The 16,455-nt window shown below is 50.7% G+C and carries 14 protein-coding genes; 1 reads left to right on the forward strand and 13 read right to left on the reverse strand.

Annotation, left to right across the window (positions count from 1 at the left end):
- Positions 1 to 424: 424 nt before the first annotated feature.
- From ABC395_RS25800 to ABC395_RS25835, 8 genes are all read right to left on the reverse strand, one after another.
- Positions 425 to 844, reverse strand: a complete 420-nt coding sequence (locus ABC395_RS25800) for a MarR family winged helix-turn-helix transcriptional regulator (protein ID WP_413006562.1) — start codon at positions 842 to 844, stop codon at positions 425 to 427.
- A 67-nt stretch (positions 845 to 911) separates the two neighbouring features.
- Positions 912 to 1,646 carry an SDR family NAD(P)-dependent oxidoreductase gene (locus ABC395_RS25805; RefSeq protein WP_103995452.1) on the reverse strand — a complete coding sequence of 245 codons (735 nt, stop codon included), beginning with the start codon at positions 1,644 to 1,646 and terminating at the stop codon, positions 912 to 914.
- 11 nt (positions 1,647 to 1,657) lie between these two features.
- Entirely contained in the window at positions 1,658 to 2,407 is a 750-nt protein-coding gene (locus tag ABC395_RS25810; protein ID WP_413006563.1) for an SDR family NAD(P)-dependent oxidoreductase, read from the reverse strand.
- Between the two features lie 43 nt (positions 2,408 to 2,450).
- Positions 2,451 to 3,725, reverse strand: coding sequence for an MFS transporter (locus tag ABC395_RS25815; RefSeq protein ID WP_413006564.1), 1,275 nt, complete (start codon positions 3,723 to 3,725; stop codon positions 2,451 to 2,453).
- Between the two features lie 392 nt (positions 3,726 to 4,117).
- Positions 4,118 to 6,220, reverse strand: coding sequence for a TerD family protein (locus ABC395_RS25820; protein ID WP_413006565.1), 2,103 nt, complete (start codon positions 6,218 to 6,220; stop codon positions 4,118 to 4,120).
- A 282-nt stretch (positions 6,221 to 6,502) separates the two neighbouring features.
- Positions 6,503 to 7,735 (reverse strand): ankyrin repeat domain-containing protein, encoded by a 1,233-nt coding sequence (locus ABC395_RS25825; RefSeq protein ID WP_413006566.1) that lies wholly within the window; start codon positions 7,733 to 7,735, stop codon positions 6,503 to 6,505.
- A gap of 202 nt (positions 7,736 to 7,937) precedes the next feature.
- Positions 7,938 to 8,702 (reverse strand): SDR family oxidoreductase, encoded by a 765-nt coding sequence (locus ABC395_RS25830; protein WP_413006567.1) that lies wholly within the window; start codon positions 8,700 to 8,702, stop codon positions 7,938 to 7,940.
- A gap of 139 nt (positions 8,703 to 8,841) precedes the next feature.
- Positions 8,842 to 9,420, reverse strand: coding sequence for a TetR/AcrR family transcriptional regulator (locus ABC395_RS25835; RefSeq protein ID WP_413006568.1), 579 nt, complete (start codon positions 9,418 to 9,420; stop codon positions 8,842 to 8,844).
- 286 nt (positions 9,421 to 9,706) lie between these two features.
- Between ABC395_RS25835 and ABC395_RS25840 the strand changes: the two genes are divergently transcribed.
- On the forward strand, positions 9,707 to 10,909 hold the full coding sequence (locus ABC395_RS25840; protein ID WP_413006569.1) for an MFS transporter: 1,203 nt from the start codon (positions 9,707 to 9,709) through the stop codon (positions 10,907 to 10,909).
- A gap of 162 nt (positions 10,910 to 11,071) precedes the next feature.
- On the opposite strand, the gene ABC395_RS25845 is transcribed toward ABC395_RS25840, so the two are convergent.
- The 5 genes from ABC395_RS25845 to ABC395_RS25865 all read right to left on the reverse strand — a co-directional run bounded on the left by ABC395_RS25845 (position 11,072) and on the right by ABC395_RS25865 (position 16,351).
- Positions 11,072 to 12,160, reverse strand: coding sequence for a low temperature requirement protein A (locus ABC395_RS25845; RefSeq protein ID WP_413006570.1), 1,089 nt, complete (start codon positions 12,158 to 12,160; stop codon positions 11,072 to 11,074).
- 121 nt (positions 12,161 to 12,281) lie between these two features.
- A complete protein-coding gene (locus ABC395_RS25850) occupies positions 12,282 to 12,833 on the reverse strand; it encodes an Imm44 family immunity protein (RefSeq protein WP_413006571.1) in 552 nt (183 codons plus the stop codon).
- Positions 12,834 to 12,892: 59 nt separating this feature from the next.
- Positions 12,893 to 13,681: a hypothetical protein gene (locus ABC395_RS25855; protein ID WP_413006572.1), complete on the reverse strand. Its 789-nt coding sequence runs from the start codon at positions 13,679 to 13,681 to the stop codon at positions 12,893 to 12,895.
- Between the two features lie 235 nt (positions 13,682 to 13,916).
- Positions 13,917 to 15,404 (reverse strand): malate:quinone oxidoreductase, encoded by a 1,488-nt coding sequence (locus ABC395_RS25860; protein WP_413006573.1) that lies wholly within the window; start codon positions 15,402 to 15,404, stop codon positions 13,917 to 13,919.
- A gap of 329 nt (positions 15,405 to 15,733) precedes the next feature.
- Entirely contained in the window at positions 15,734 to 16,351 is a 618-nt protein-coding gene (locus tag ABC395_RS25865; RefSeq protein WP_413006574.1) for a hypothetical protein, read from the reverse strand.
- Positions 16,352 to 16,455: the final 104 nt, after the last annotated feature.

Genomic DNA, 16,455 nt, shown 5'->3' on the forward strand with positions numbered 1-16,455 from the left:
TACAGCAACTAGGGAGGGTAATGTTAGGGTTCCATCCAGAATACAGCGGACAGACCGGCAAACAGCTGATCTGACTGCCGGCCTCGGGGGAACCGGGCTTTGGAGTGCGGCTTCTGGCGCGAGGGAAAAAAGCACGGTGTAAGGCGCGGATTCTTTCAACTCTTATCCGGTTCATCTATCGGGAACTGCCTGAGCAATCTTTCAGCACAAAAAAACAGGCCGGGGCGACATTCCCTGTTTAAGGTACGCGGTTCCTTGTTTGTACTTCCTGGGAGGGACTTCTTCAAGGACAGCCTGCTTTTCTTTTTCGTTAAGTGGATATACCCGAGGGATGTATAGGGGTCAGGTACTTGTGCAGGGTTTGTTTCATCCCGGACTTTCTTTCATCAAGCGGTTTGCCCGGTTCGCCCGACCAAGCCTCCACTCAATCTTCTGCGTTCAGCTTTTTATAGAGGTTTGCCAGCTCCGCTCTTTCCTGCTCACTGAGCTTCTGGAATAAATTCCGGCGCAGCCTCTCCCCTTCCAGTGTGGCTCTTTTTAGAACCTCGGCGCCTTTGTCGGTAATGCCCAAATAAATGATGCGGCGGTCGGACTCGTCCACGGTACGGACAGCCAATTTTTTGGCGACGAGCTTTTCCGATAAATAGCTGAGCGTAGGCGGGGTAAGCCCCAATATTCTCGCAATGTCCGAAGGCCTGCTTTTCCCGTTCTGCTTAAGATGACCCAGCACGAGAACATGTGACACGCCGAGGTCCTCGTTGAATGTTTTGTTCCACTGGACAATCAACCCGTTCGTGAATTTGTCCATGTTATGTATAAGTTCGAAAACCGTTTGCTCTTCCATATAAACCTCCTTGATAAAAAGAAACGACAGCCCCTAATGAAAATAAGGGCTGTCATAATTTTACACGCTATTGCGCGGAGTATCCACCATCAATAACTAACTCGGCTCCCGTAATATAGGAAGAAGCGTCGGAAGCCAGGAACAAAGCCGCCTTGGCGATATCGTCCGGTTGGCCTAGACGCTGCAGAGGCGTCATTTGAATCAGACGGCCCAGCAGGTCCTTGGAAGTGCTCAGAGCCTGAGTCATCGGAGTTTCGATGATCCCCGGGAACAGAGCGTTCACGCGGATGCCTTGACGGCCGAATGCTGCGGCAGCCGCTTTGGACAGAGCGCGTACCGCACCTTTGGATGCGGAGTAGTGGTTGAAGCCTTGGCCGATCATAGCCGTGTACGAAGAAATGTTTACGATGGAGCCTTGCTTCTGCTCAGCCATGTACGGAGTAACATGCTTGATGCCGGCAAACGGCCCGAAACCGTTAATCGAGAGCATTTTCTGCCAATCCTGCGCGTCTATTTCCTGGAAAGGTTTTTCCGAAGAGATGCCCGCGTTGTTCACGAGGATATCGATTTTGCCGAAGCGCTCGTTTACTTCCTTAGCAAGCGCGGCCCAGTCTTCATCGGAAGCCACGTTCAATTTCATTCCGTGTACATTCTGCTTTTGGCTGGCTCTCTCAAGCGCCTCTTCATTGATGTCCGCCGCGATAACGATGGCACCTTCCTGTGCGAAAAGATCTACCATACGTTCACCGATACCGGAAGCTCCGCCGGTAATGATCGCTACTTTGTTATCCAATTGTCCCATTTTACATGCTCCTAACGTAGTTTGATTGAACCGCCGTCTACCATAATGGTTTGGCCGGTAATATAATTCGAGTCGTCACTTGCCAGGAATAGGGCGACACGGCCGATGTCCTGTTCCGGATCGCCGAGACGGCGAAGCGGAATACGCTCGATCATCGCGTCGTACAGGTGCGGGGCGCTCTCGCGCCATTGTTCCACGCCCGGCGTCAGCGCGATCGGCGAGATCAGGTTGACGTTGATGCCGTCCGGGCCCCACTCGTTCGCCGCAACGCGGGAAATGGCGCGAATCGCTTCCTTGGCGGCCGCGTAAGAGGTTTGCGTCACTTGTCCGTCAAGACCGGCGCCCGAAGCGAAGTTGATGACCTTGCCCTTCGTTTTTTTCAACTCGGGGTAAGCGGCCTGCATGAAATGAAAAGTCGGGTAGAAGCCTGTCCCGAAGGACAGATCCAGCAGCTCCTGCGTTGTCTCCACGAAAGAAGCCTGTCTGGAAGCATGCGCATTATTCACGAGAATGTCCAGCTTGCCGAACTTCTTGACGACTTCATTTACGATTTCATTGGCATTTTCTTTGACGGAGATATCCTTGATAAACAGGCATCCCTCCGTGTGCTGATTGACTTCCGCCAGAGTTTCCTGACCTTTCGGCTCGTTCACGTCGACAATGGCGACATGTGCGCCTTCTTTAGCCATGGCAAGGGCAATACCGCGGCCGATGCCCGAAGCGCTGCCTGTGATGATGGCGACTTTGCCTTGCAATTTCATCTGTAGCTCCCTCATTTCCTAAGATAATGAATTCACTGGGCGATTAATTCCAAAGGCCTGCCTGTTCGAGCTTCTTCTTTCCGCCAAAAGCGATGCTGATGCAAATGATGTTAATGATCAGCATAATGACCATAGCGTACAGTACCGGTGTATAGCTGCCGGTAAAGTCGAATACGAAGCCGTAAGCCGGCAAGGCGACAATGGAAGAAATCGCGAGGCCCATTGAGGCATTGGAATAAATTTGGCTGTATTCCTTATTGCCGAACAAAGCAGATGTAAGAGCAGGACCCAGGGTTCCGATAGAAGCGGAGACCAGACCGAACAGTCCTACGGCTACCGAGATGACAACCGTGCTGGAGGAGGCGAACAACAACATGCCGATCGCGATCACACCCAGAGTCATCGTGATAAACGTGGTGTTCTTGGCGCCGATTCTATCGCTTGCAAAACCGATAATCAAAGATCCGATCAGCACGCCGATCATATTGATCGCCATTACATTGCCCGAAAAAACAACATCGAAACCTTTGCTCGCCAAGTACTTGGGAATATGCACCGAGAAACTTGCGGCAGATGTGATCAGGAAGAAAAACGCGATGAGCGCATAGAAGGAAGAGGACTTTTTGGCCGCAGCCAATGTCACGCCTTTCTCCAAGGCAGCTTCGGCAGCATGGGATGCTGCTGTTGTGTCGTTAGCTGAAAAGTCGGCACCATAAGGAAGCGTTTTCTTTTCCTGAGGTGATTTTCTTAACAGCAACAGCACTATGGGAACCACAATCACGATAACCGCAACACCAACGATGATGTAGGAGGTCCTCCATCCTTGATTGGCAATCAGATTGCCAACAACCGGTTGGGAAATAGCGCCCATCGCTCCGCCTGCGGCTCCCATAATTCCAAGGGCCAGACCCTTGCTCTTTTTAAACCACTGGTTAATTAATACCGGTCCTGCGAGTACGGTAATGAATACGCCGCCCATAGCGAGAGGAATCGCCAGGATGTACCAGCCCCATACCGAACTCATCAATCCGAACAAGGCAAAAGCTCCGGCTTGCAGAATGATCGCGCCGCTTAAAAGCGTACGAGTATCATATTTCGCAAGCAATTTACCGCCGATCGGCAAAAAGACCATGGTCACGATAGCCGAGACGCTGAAATAGAGGCTTAAGCTTCCCATACCGACGCCAAGATCTTTGGATACTTGCGCCAAAAAAAGACCGGCTGAGTTATTCAGGGTTCCTTTACCCAAGCCGACCATAATACATAGCCCTAGCAAAATCCACCACGCATAGTGAATTTTCCCTTTGTTTTGGCTCATAAAATTTGTTCGCTCCCCGCTTCTAATATCCGTTCTAACATAAGGTGATGGTGCAGTATGCCATTCTCACAAATGGCGAAGCCTATCATTTTGTTCTACTCCCGATGTTCGCCGGCTCCCTTCTTGGAGGAACAGTCATGATGTACGCGATATAATATTTAGATATCGAAATATTATATGTCTAAATAGTAACAAAATATTTTCCCAGCTGCAACGGAGAACACTGGAAAAGTTCATTAAAAATTCAAGATTTGGGTCCCGGGTGTCGTAAATCTTCTTGAAAAACGTAAAAAGAGGAGCGTCTGCTCCCCTTTTCCTGCCTGATTATGAGGCTAATAAGTTAAGTCTATCCTTTTTCTATGAAATGATTCGCCCTGAGGCGGACGCTCCGCTTAAACCACGTACTCCGCCATAATTTGCTCGATATCGTAGGGAGTAACCCCTCTGTCCACCGAAAATATCGTATCCGCCTGAGCCGCCGTATCCACGAATTCTCCTCTGGCTTTGGCATGGAGGACGAACAAGTCGTACAAATCCGGCTTCCGCAAAGTGCTCATCGCCTTGCCGATCAAGACCATTCCCTTCTGATTTCCTTCCACATTGTTATGGTAGTGAGGTTGTTTCGTGAGGGACAGATCCGTCCAAATGACCGTACGTTCCACTAAATCAAGGATGACGGGAATGGCAATCCGCGTTTCGGCGGTGATATCGATTTTGTTGACCACCGTTGCAGGCTCGAAGATTTCCCCCGAACCGGGCTTCTTGCGCATCATCCAGCCTGCAAAGCATTCCGGCAAGTCGCAATACGGCTGTTCCGTAAAGGAGTGCAGGGAAGCCACAATATAACGCCCGCCGTATTCAACGATGGATGGAATGTGCAGGTCGATGAACTCGCAGGCTCCTTGAGGGGCCTGCACGATGTCTCCGCTGTGGACGGCCCGGTACTTGGAAGACCTCAGATTCGTATATGAAATGTGCTCCACATACTCCCAGTTGTGGTCGTACATGGCTGCGGACAAGTCGATGTCCACGCGGTCCGTCGGCTTGCCGTTCACGATTCCTTCTTTCCACCAGTTGAAGAAACGGATCGTATCTCCCTCCGCCATCGGCACACGGCTTCCCCGTACAAGCGTATGCAGCGCTTTGCTTGCCGATCGTTGGGAGAAGGGGACATGGTAGTCCTTCAGACGTATATCGACATGGGTCTTCCCCAAAGAAGGCAGCCCGGAGAATCGCTGAACCAGCGTTTTCTCGCATACCTCCACGATGTCCCCGCATACCGTTTCGCTGATCTCGGGGAGCGTATCGGGAATCGCAAACGCCTTGGCCGTATTGCCCTTCGGGAAGAAGACGCGCAGCTCGGGACGCTCATGGCGGCGGGCAAAATGATTCTTCACCTGAAGCAGCACGGGCGTCGATACCTGGTCCGCCACTTCACCGAATGCCAGCACGACATACTCTGTGTGAGGGGTGGACCGCAGCAGCTGATCCAGTCTTCTTGCGAATTCACCCGGGCGCTTCATCAACAGATCGATCAAAGTCCACACCTGCCCGTACCGGAAAGCAAGTTCCACGCTTCCGCCGAAGGTCGTGAAAGGTTTGTTATTGCGTAATATTCCAAAAGCCTCCTGACAACGGCTAAACCGGTTCTTATACTCGGAGGGATGAAGGATTTCTCCCAGCCGGATCCAGCGGTCCTTATATCTCCGCATATCTTCCGTCATAGAAGGACACCGTTCAAGCAAGCCCAGCAGCAGCCTTCTCTCGCTGCGCTTAAACTTGCGGAAGCGGGCGGGCCCGGCGAGGCTGACATCGCCATCCGACCAGGCTGCGGCCAGACGCAGAACATCCGTCGCGGTTTTAAAGTATCTTCCGATCCGGTCCGTGCCAGCTTTGTCATGCTTCAATAAGGAAGCCGCCACGAAGGCCGCATTCTCCTTGAACGGAATCTCCGGCGGGAGGATTGCCGCCAGTTCATCCGGGTCCGCGCATGCTATAGCCGCATCGATGTCTCCTTTGTCTGTCTCCGAAATCGATGTCTTGGCTTGAACCAGCCGGCTTATCATGACGTGAAAATCCGTTTTATTGCCAAGATCAATCACTTTCAGGGTGGCTTCATCCCGCAGCGGAAGTCTTTCCGCCGTCTCATACTCGGGCAAATCGAGCGTTACATAATGATAAACGGCGTTCCAATAGAGCTCCGCATCCCGTTCCTGCATCACCTGTGCCGGAAAGTCCGGATACATCGGCTTATACTCCACATGCGCGCCGGCCATCCGTTTCAGATCACCGGTCAGCCCGTGATAGAACGCTTCGAATTGCTCCTTGGATAAGATGGACACGGCACGCGTCAAACGACGGGAGAACGTAAATCCAAGAGATTCGATATTTTTTAAGGCCGCGGCCAGGTAAGCTTTAGAAAGACGATCCGCCCCTTCTCCTTGCTCCACAATCACTTTGGCCGCTCTGCGTAAATAGATGGTATTTATATTCATAAAAAGAGTCCAGGAAAGCCATATCCCTACTATGTTTGGCGGAATACCATCAGAAGGAAGGAATATGATAGCCTGGACGCCTCCTCTCGCGGATAGAAATCCTTCAGGAAAGCTGCGACCCTAATTCGCCCAATGAAGTAGAAGGAAGGATCGCAATAGCCTGAAGTTCAAGGTTCACAGTCCGTGACTCCGAACCTTTCGGTGGATTCATCATCCCATATTCCGCGGCAGGCCAACAGGGCGAAAGTATTACGACTTTGGAAAAGATAAACAACGCGGGTGCTATCCGGATATAAAAAAAGCGACTGCCGCAAGGCACGGCAGTCGCTTGATCGGTAAGATTTTCCGGCGGATAATATCCGCAATCAGAGCACAAACAAAGTTCGCTGCATATACATGCTCCCCTGCAGGTGTGACAAACAGCGGTTCGATTATTGCAGTCTCTCCTTCAAGGAATTTGATGAGGTAGGTATCAGGCTGCGCGAGGAATTCCGTAAAGCTGCATAAATCCGCATATTCCTGATGCTCTACGTCATAACAGCCTATCAGACCTTTTTTCTTCGGATTCCACACGAGCTGCAGATCGGAGTAATTGTCGATGTCGGCCGACAGGCGCAGCAGCTTTTGCCGGCCGATTTTCATCTCAATCGTATCGGTCAGGGTGAAAAAGTCGATATACCCGATCTCATACTCATTTGGCGCCAGTTCCAGGCGCAGCTTGTCCCCGGTAAGAAAGGTGACCAGTTCATCGGTCAGCTTGTACTTGTTCAGCTCAAACTTCCTGTTCTCCCGATCATGAAGCTCTGCCGGCTCAAGAGATTTCAAATAATCGGCCAAAGCCGCATCCTTATTGCCGACCGCGATCGTATAGGCCCGGTCGCCGTCCTTTTCCGTTATCGTTATGTCCGCGCCGCGTTCAATCAAATACTTGGCCATCGCCATATTGCCCATACGCACGGCAACGGTTAAAGGAGTCGCCCGATAAGGATAGACTTGGTCCGCCTTATTGTAATTGATGTCCGCCCCATGATCGAGTAAATACGCGAGTGTCTTAAGATCATGGTCCGACACGGCCTGGCGCAATACGTCGCTGCCGTGCCGCTTTATATCCAATCCCAGCTCATGGAGGAGCGGAATATTTTTCTTGTTGCCGTAGTAGGCCTGGGAATAGGCGCCCGAGCCGATATGATTGAGCATGTCCGTCTTGGCGCCTTGCTCTGCCAGATAGCGGACGATGTCTTCCTTGCAGTAGCGGACAGCGCGCAGAAAAGCCGGATTACCGGGGACATTCAAGTTGACGCCGTTCTCTACCAGCAGTTTTACAACGTCCGGCCTTTCCGATATAAGCGCCAGGTCGAGCGGACTCAGTGTCGTATATTTACCCAGTACGATACCCTCTTCGATATTCCAGCCGGCCGCAACGGCCTCCCGTAAAGCCGGCATGTTCCCCTTGTAAATATGCATCGCGATTTCCGGCAGCTTCTCGAACTTTCCGATATCTTTCAATTGGATCATCGATTATCCTCTCCCACCCAAGTCTTATATCAAATATAGAAAACTAATTGGCAAAAAACAACAGGGGCCCCGCCGTGGGCACGGTTGCGGCCACTAGTCCGGAAAGCGAAAGGCTTGCCGCTTCGCGTGCTGTCAAACCTCCGGCTATGCAAAAAGAGAACCCGGCCGCAAAGCCGGGCTCTCTTTATGTCTCACGATTCGCTTACAGGTGCGATCCGCCGCTCGCGTCGATCAACTGGCCGGTTACCCAGCGGCTGTCCGGCGAAGCGAGAAAGGCGGCGACGTCCGCCACATCCTCAGGCTCTCCCCACCGGCTAAAAACGGAGAGCCCGGCCGCATTTTTTTGCCCGTTCGGATCTTGCAGCGTTCCCGCATTCATCTCCGTGTTAATAATACCCGGCTGAATGGCGTTTGCCGTAATCTTACGGCTCCCCAGCTGTTTAGCCAGAAGAAGGGTAAACGTGTCGATAGCGCCCTTCGACATGCTGTAGGTAAATACACCGGGAGAGGCGGCGCGCGTCACAAAAGAGGACACATTAATGATACGCCCCTCGTCCTTCAGGAGCGGTAAAGCCTGCTGAGTAACAAAAAGCGGAGCTTTGACGTTAATCGTCATCACTTCGTCAAAAGAACCCTCGGTCGTCTCTTCGAGGCTGAGAATCTGCCCGATTCCGGCATTGTTGACCAGAATATCGAACCCGCTGCCGCCCGTATGTTCCCGGATCGCCTCATCCAGCGCCGCGAATAAATGATGAATGCCTTCAAGAGAACGCAGGTCGGCACCGATCGCGCACGCTTTCCCCCCGCTTTGGCTGATCTGCCGGACCACCGCCTCCGCCTCGTCCCGTCTTTGTCCGTAATGCACGGCGACAAACGCGCCTTCCCCGGCCAGACGCAGTGCGATAGCGCGGCCGATTCCCCTGCTCGCTCCCGTTACTAAAGCGATTTTACCTTCCAGTTTCCTCATGCTCTCATCTCCTTGTCCGAATTCAAGAAGAATATAGCACAGGCTACATTTTGAAATGTTGCTCTTATATTCGGTCCGAGGGGCCGAGGAGCCGTACATTGCCCGTCCGCTCAAAAACCCAGTCATGCCGATTTCACGCTCAAGTGGAACGGATTCCGTCTAAGGCCGTTAGCACCAGATGCTGCACATAGGGCTCGTCCAACGTGTCCCCCGTCACAAGCAGCCGGTAGAAAATCGGTCCGTAGATGAGGTCGATGCATATATCGATGTCGAGCTCTTTTTTCAATACTCCGAGTTGAATCCCCTTCTCCAGAAGACCTCTTGCCTCAAGCCGGCGTGGACGGAAGAAGCGGGTCCGGTAAGCTTCCGCCAAACCTGCATCAAACTGTCCTTCGCCCAGTAATTCCGTAATGATCTTTCCTTCCCGGCTCGTCAGAAACCGGGTCAAATTCGTGGCGTGAATGACAATATCATTCATGGCCGAGCCTGTATCAGGCACGGGCAATCTGGCCGTGGCGGCATACAGGAAACCGTCCATTACCACAGCAGCCTTGTTAGGCCACCATTTATAAATCGTGGCTTTGCTGACTTGGGCGCGTTCGGCAATTTTATCCACCGTGACGGCTTGAAAGCCGCTTTCCAGCAGCAACTCGTAAGAAGCGGAAAGGATAGACTTCTGCGCTTCGACATTACGCGGTCTGCCTCTTTTGCCATTCATCGTACCGTCTCCCTTCGTTCAAACCTCTCTTAATCGTTACAAAACTATACGTTCAGTATACCAACTGTGAATAAAAAAGACAGTTTAATTCACCTATTTACAAAACCATACGTTCAGTATACTATTTGGTTATTAATTAATAAACTATACGTTCAGTATTTAAAAAATCGGAGAAGGGAGCACTTATCTTTCTGAAAACCATCGCATGGAACTATACTTGCATGGGACTATGCAGCAACAGCCACTGCTTCAGAGCATGATATTTTGATAGAAGGAGTTGTCTCTCATGACCGCTTTAAAAAAACAAACAACCGAAAAAAATATCCCCGCCTGGCTCACCCTGCTGCTGGCAGCCGCATGCGGCATCATTGTAGCTAATCTTTATTATGCGCAGCCTTTGATCGGGGAAATCAGTTCTTCAATCGGGCTGTCCGCAAACAGTTCCGGTTTTATCGTGACATTAACGCAGATTGGTTATGTTGCGGGTCTGTTGTTTGTCGTGCCTCTGGGGGATATCGTTGAAAATCGGAGGTTAGTTGTCGTCTCTTTACTTCTCACAGGGGCCGCCCTTGCGGTCACGGCCGTGTCGAAGCAGGCTGTGCCCTTCTTAGCCGCTTCGTTTGTAATCGGCTTAGGGTCGGTCGCCGCGCAAGTACTCGTCCCCTTCGCATCCTACCTGGCAGCGGATACTTCACGCGGGCAAGTGGTCGGCAATGTCATGAGCGGGCTGCTGCTTGGCATCATGCTTTCGCGTCCCCTGTCGAGCCTGGTCGCGGACTTCTTCGGCTGGCATGCCGTATTCGCGCTGTCTGCCCTGGCTGTACTTATCCTGGCTGCCGCCCTCTCAAAGGTACTGCCTGCCAGAAAACCTTCGACAGACACTACCTATACGGCTCTGCTCGGTTCGATGTGGCACTTGCTGCGAACAACCCCGATCTTACGCCGCCGGGCTGCCTATCATGCCTGTGTGTTTGCGACTTTCAGCTTGTTCTGGACAACGGCACCGCTGCTGTTATCCGGTCCGCTCTTTCATTTTTCCCAGAAAGCCATCGCGTTGTTCGCGCTTGCCGCAGTCGCGGGTGCCATAGCGGCACCCGTAGCCGGACGGTTGGCCGACCGCGGCTGGACCCGACCTGCAACAGGGATTGCACTCGCTGCGGTCGTCCTTTCTATGCTGCTGCCGCTTATAATCCGTACGGGTTCATCCGTGGGAGTCATCGTTCTCGTCGTTGCAGCCCTGTTATTGGACGCCGGCGTATCCGCGAATCTAGTACTTGGACAACGCGCGCTCTTCTCGCTGAGTCCGGAAATCCGCAGCCGTCTGAATGGGCTTTTTATGGCTATTTTCTTCTTCGGCGGAGCCGTCGGATCGGCAGTCGGGGGGTGGATATTCGCCACGGGGGGATGGAGTGCCGCATTATGGATCGGAATCACCTTCCCGGTCGTAGCCCTGCTTTATTTTGCCACGGAAAAGAAGCAGGTGCTGTGAGCAGCCTTCCTTAACACGTCCTTATAGCAGTCAGGAAATGTACGGATACACTGTACCCGGAGAGGCTGACCTCTGCCGTAAAAACAAAACCATCCCGGAATTTAAATATTCCCGGATGGTTTATCGTTACTCTTTTTTGGAGAATTCCTGATGTTCAATAAATCAAGTCGTCACTTTCGCATATGCGATAAAGAAAACCATCATCTCTCCGACGATCGCATAATTCGGCACCGGGTAAATCAAGTTTAATGCTATGCAGCAGCCCAAAATCCCTAATAATATGGCCAAGTGATAGGGCTTCAAACGCAGATGTTTCGGTCTGTACAAGTGAAAAACCAAAGAGGTGGAGAAAAAATAAAGAAGTACGGACCCGAACGCAAACATCAACATGAACGTGTAATTAAGTTTCTCTTGATATAACAGCTGGATGGCAGCGGCTAACATGCTCATGGACAAGTAGATGAATAAATGTCCGTAAATAATCGTCTGGCCGGCCGTTTGTATTTCCTTACTCACTTTGGTTTCAACATTTTCAAAGTACTGCCACCAGATGGCGATCACTAACACGCTTGTAAACGCGACAAACAAAACGGATGGCAGATCCCAGCTGTTGAACTGCAGCACGGCCAGAATACTGACCACCGATTCTCCTAAAAGAATGAGCGTAAATAAGGCGAAACGTTCAAACAAGTGAGGGGTATGTATAGGTGTTTTTACCAAGTGTTTCCGGCCCATTAAGGGAAGTATAATATCGACGGCAATTCCTAAATACAGAACGGCATACCGGATCCACGAGTCAAAGAAAAGCGAACAAGAAGATATCAATATTCCGATCAAAAAGTGGGTCCCCAAGTAAGAAGCGGTCGATTGCTGATGAGCGGCCTTGGATTTATGCACCAGCAGATATTGAATGGCGGTCAGCGCTCTCGATCCTATATATCCGATAAAGAAGGGAATATAGTATTGATCGAAATCGGGAGACAAGCTGGCTGTCATGATTAAAATAAAAAAGAGCTGCAAAATGCCCAATATTCGATGGATAAAGATATCTTGACCGAATCGGTTTACAAAAAGCGTTTGTCCTACCCATCCCCACCAGATCGGGATAAAAATCAGAACAAATTTGACTAAATATTCGATGGGAATAACTCCGTTTTCCGCGTGCAGCAGAACATGAGTTGCTTTAGAGACTGCCGCGACAAAAAGAAGATCATAAAAAAGCTCTAACCAGGTGACCTTTTTCTCAACCATACCCTTATAATCCCCCTACCCGATGCCTGTTCCTCAAAGATGATTTATTTATTATACCAACTTTCTTGACGGGGTCTATAGGATTTAAGGCTCACCATATAAGAGCAGTCCATTGTCAGGTCTATCCGACCTTGATGTTCCTGTTATCGGGATGAACGTCCGCAGGATCGCAGTCACTCATACGCAGCAAGATATATTCAACTTCCTCCAGAGGCATTTGAAGTTCCTGGCTGACCTCGTAAACTCCCTTATCCTGTGCGAGAAGCTCCCGCGCTCTATTTATTTTTCCGTCGATCCAGTTATTTTCCAGCATCCAGCTTTTCACCAGGGTCAGCAAGCGGTCTCTGGTCTCCTCATCCGCGTGCTTCTTGTATTTCGCAACCGACTCCGACAAATAATCGTACAGCCGGATGCCCAGCGCCTCACGCTGCTCGTTTTTCGACATTCGCAAATACTGTTCATACCCGAGACTGATGTCCAGTGCCAGCATATTATCCGAACTATCGAAACGCCTGGACGTCCTTCGTTCATAGCTTTCAGGCAGAACACGAAATACCACAACGACAGCATACGGAAAATCCCATGTCCGGGCCGCTTCCTCCAAGGGCAGCAGTTCATCTCTCAATTGTCCCACGCACGTTCCATGTATATCTACATAAAAGGAAAGTTCCATTCCTTCCTCCTTTTAGTGATCTTTTTGATCCGTCTAAAAAAGCTGCCGTTTGGCAAGCCTCATTTACTGTCCGGATACGGCTCGCATCCTTTCGACACCAGCCACTGCCTTATAGCGGCGAACGTCTCTTGCGATGATGCATCCTGTTCGTACATGACGGCCACCTCTTGCTTGTTGGCATAATTAAATCTCACATAACCGCCAAGTGTCTGATAGAAGAGGTGACAAGAATAGTCGGTTTCAACGGACAGATCCGGCGGAAAAGCAGCCCGGCACAATCCGGACAGATCCGGCGGAAAAGCAGCCCGGCACAATCCGGACAGATCCGGCAGCGAAAGCTGATCCGGTCCCGGCGGCAGCCGCAGAAAGAGATGGCTCCCGGTCCCCGTCCACGGTTCGTAATAAGCGGCTCTCTCCCGGACGCGTCCGTACACCTGCCGGTAGATTTCGTCCAGTACCGAAGCGTACGTCCCTTCCTCTTCCTGCTGACGCGTCTGGAGAGAAATTGCCGTCACTTGTTCCGCGTGGCGAGGCAGCCAGATCAGCCGGGCCGTCGGGGGATGCACCGCCAGAAAATCGCCGTCCACAGTCGTGCCTATAGCGACACACTCTCCGATCTGCCGCTCGGTAATCGGACTGTCCGCGTCATGCTCCCACAACCCGTATTCGGCAAATGGCTTAAGCACCTCCGGGTCCGGCCGCTGGACATTCATCCAACCGCTATAGGTCCCTTCACCGAAGGAACGTAAAAACCGGAGATAGCCGGGCGGAAAACAAGCGGCCTCTTCTTTCGCAATCCTTCGGTCGATGCCGTCAGGCAGCGGTTTAGGCCCGGATACCAGATACATGTATCTTTCCTCCTGTGTCATGATCTTTCAACCTTCATTGTAAATCGGTGAAGTCCCTTCAACATGGATTCAAGAAACTCCGACTCTATTATACTATATATTGGAACGGCTTCTATCCTTCCCCTTATGTATTGCGGTCTTTTAAAAATGCCTGCCTATCCACCCGGCCCCTCTTCCTGCCGCAAATGCAAAAAACCTTCCATCCAAAAGGATAGAAGGTTCTTTTATAAGACAATCAGCTGTACGCCAGTTCTTTTTCGGCCAAACCAAGCGTCTGCGCGGTCGATGCAAGAATTTCCCGGAAGAGTTCCGGATTGTTCAAGAGGGACAGGCCGTAAGAAGGAATCATTTCTTTGATCTTCGGCTCCCACTCTTTTATATGCTGCGGGAAGCATCTTGCCAGAATCTCAAGCATGACGTGAACCGCGGTGGAAGCCCCCGGAGAAGCGCCGAGCAGTGCAGCGATCGAACCGTCAGCAGCCGTAATAACCTCCGTACCGAATTGAAGGGTTCCTTTGCCTCCGGCTTCCGTATCCTTGATTACCTGCACACGCTGGCCCGCTACGACGATGTCCCAGTCCTCGCCTTTGGCGTTCGGGATAAACTCGCGCAGTTCTTCCACGCGCTTCTCATTCGACAACAATACCTGCTCAATCAGGTATTTGGTCAAGGCCATTTCTTTGACACCGGCCGCTAACATCGTCAAGACATTATCCGGCTTCACCGACGTGATTAAGTCAAACATGGAGCCCGTTTTCAGGAACTTAGGCGAGAAGCCGGCAAAAGGCCCGAACAGCAGCGACTTCTTATTGTCGATATAACGTGTGTCCAAGTGCGGAACCGACATAGGCGGAGCTCCGACCTTTGCTTTGCCGTATACTTTGGCATGGTGCTGTTCGATAACTTCCGGATTGTTGCATACCATAAAGAGCCCGCTTACCGGGAATCCGCCGATGTGTTTTCCTTCGGGAATGCCGGACTTTTGCAGCAGGTGCAGACTTCCGCCGCCGCCGCCGATAAAGACGAACTTCGCCGTGTGGCGCTCGACACTGCCGTTATCGAGGTTGCGCACCTTCAATTCCCACGATCCGTCGGCGGCACGTTTAATATTGTCCACGCTATGTTTGTAATGCATCTCCACATTCTGGGTCTGCAGATACTCAAAAAGCATGCGCGTTAAAGCGCCAAAGTTGACATCCGTCCCTGAGTCGATTTTTGTAGCCGCGATCGGTTCACTTGAAGTGCGGCCTTCCATGATTAGGGGAATCCATTCCTTCAGTTTCTCCGGATCGTCGGAAAACTCCATCCCTTGGAACAAGGGGTTGTTCGACATCGCTTCAAAGCGTTTTTTCAAGAACGTAACATTCTCTTGCCCCTGCACCATGCTCATATGCGGAATCGGCATAATAAAATCCTGCGGATTCTGGATCAGCTGTCTGTTTACAAGATAAGACCAGAACTGTCTGGAAAGCTGAAACTGTTCATTAATTTGGATCGCTTTGCTTATATCTACGGAACCGTCCGGTTTTTCGGAAGTATAATTAAGCTCGCACAGTGCAGAATGGCCCGTACCCGCGTTATTCCATTCGTTAGAGCTTTCTTCTCCTGCTTTTGCGAGTTTCTCGAACACTTTGATTTCCCATTCCGGCACTAGCTCTTTCAGTAACGATCCCAGAGTCGCGCTCATGACCCCGGCACCGATTAAGATAACGTCTGTTTTCATGATAACCTTCCTTATCCTCTATATTTATAAAAAAAGAGCAGGCACGCCTGCTTCGTATAGTAAAAAAGCAAGGCACCACCTAAGAACAAACCGATTCTGTCTCCACTATAACCCTATCTACTCTATTATAATTATTTTCACACTAAAATATCTACCATTAAGTACTTCCAAACGCCCTAAAAACAAAAAAAACCAAGTCCTTAACTCAGTTTATGCTGAATTAAGGACTTTGGTTTGTGTTTTTTTGTGGAATCTTCTAGACTACCGTCTATTTCCTGGCTTCTAGTTTTAGTTCGTCTAGCTCTTTTTCGATATCGGCGGGCAGGCTCCTACTGCTTTCCGGTCATAACAAGCTCATATTTCTTGAAAATCCAGGAAGCCGCCAGTTCATTCGCCGCATGTTTGCTTATGCGAACAGGCGGCTTTTGTTCTTGCCCGGCAGCCGCTTCACGGGCCGAATAACGAAGGGGCTTGGTGATTTTTTTCGTATAGCTTGCCAGTTCATCAAAAAATGCATAAGTTAACGGCCGGTGTTCCCGGATATCCTCATATACATAATACGGGCCTTTTTCATCCTCCAGATTGATTTGGAAGCCTTTGGGGAGCGAAAGCGTGACAGACGGCAGCTCATCTTCCGCCCACTGCCCGTGACAGGGAAACGCGACTCCTTCATTTTTCACAAAGAATCCCGAGCTTTCATTATTTCTAGCAATAGAAATGGAGTAGACGAAGAAAGGATGGTAATCGGGTTTCTCCTGCGCTGTGAAATACCGGTAAAACGCTGTGTAAGCCTCGTGCACCTGATCCTGATCGTGTTTGGTCTGAGCATAATTAGTATGTTGAAACTGCGCCTCTTCCGGCTTAAAAAGCCCCAAGATACTCTTGAATTCCTCCGGTGTTACAAAGAATTTCAGCTTGTAAAATCCGCTGTGTTTCAATCGATCCATTTATCTCACCGCCAAATATAGAATCGGGATACAAACCAAAAGGTTTTTGGGGCACTCCTTCTATTCAATCATGTATGGTACCTATATTCCACATGGTCCCGCGG

The organism is Paenibacillus canaveralius (genome assembly GCF_047238265.1).
GTDB lineage: Bacteria > Bacillota > Bacilli > Paenibacillales > NBRC-103111 > Paenibacillus_F.

Coding starts and splice junctions, on each gene's coding strand:
- ABC395_RS25800 (WP_413006562.1), bottom strand. CDS start 844: ATGGAAGAGCAAACGGTTTTCGAACTTATACATAACATGGACAAATTC.
- ABC395_RS25830 (WP_413006567.1), bottom strand. CDS start 8,702: ATGAGGAAACTGGAAGGTAAAATCGCTTTAGTAACGGGAGCGAGCAGG.
- ABC395_RS25815 (WP_413006564.1), bottom strand. CDS start 3,725: ATGAGCCAAAACAAAGGGAAAATTCACTATGCGTGGTGGATTTTGCTA.
- ABC395_RS25820 (WP_413006565.1), bottom strand. CDS start 6,220: ATGAATATAAATACCATCTATTTACGCAGAGCGGCCAAAGTGATTGTG.
- ABC395_RS25845 (WP_413006570.1), bottom strand. CDS start 12,160: ATGGTTGAGAAAAAGGTCACCTGGTTAGAGCTTTTTTATGATCTTCTT.
- ABC395_RS25850 (WP_413006571.1), bottom strand. CDS start 12,833: ATGGAACTTTCCTTTTATGTAGATATACATGGAACGTGCGTGGGACAA.
- ABC395_RS25860 (WP_413006573.1), bottom strand. CDS start 15,404: ATGAAAACAGACGTTATCTTAATCGGTGCCGGGGTCATGAGCGCGACT.
- ABC395_RS25835 (WP_413006568.1), bottom strand. CDS start 9,420: ATGAATGGCAAAAGAGGCAGACCGCGTAATGTCGAAGCGCAGAAGTCT.
- ABC395_RS25865 (WP_413006574.1), bottom strand. CDS start 16,351: ATGGATCGATTGAAACACAGCGGATTTTACAAGCTGAAATTCTTTGTA.
- ABC395_RS25805 (WP_103995452.1), bottom strand. CDS start 1,646: ATGGGACAATTGGATAACAAAGTAGCGATCATTACCGGCGGAGCTTCC.
- ABC395_RS25855 (WP_413006572.1), bottom strand. CDS start 13,681: ATGTATCTGGTATCCGGGCCTAAACCGCTGCCTGACGGCATCGACCGA.
- ABC395_RS25810 (WP_413006563.1), bottom strand. CDS start 2,407: ATGAAATTGCAAGGCAAAGTCGCCATCATCACAGGCAGCGCTTCGGGC.
- ABC395_RS25825 (WP_413006566.1), bottom strand. CDS start 7,735: ATGATCCAATTGAAAGATATCGGAAAGTTCGAGAAGCTGCCGGAAATC.
- ABC395_RS25840 (WP_413006569.1), top strand. CDS start 9,707: ATGACCGCTTTAAAAAAACAAACAACCGAAAAAAATATCCCCGCCTGG.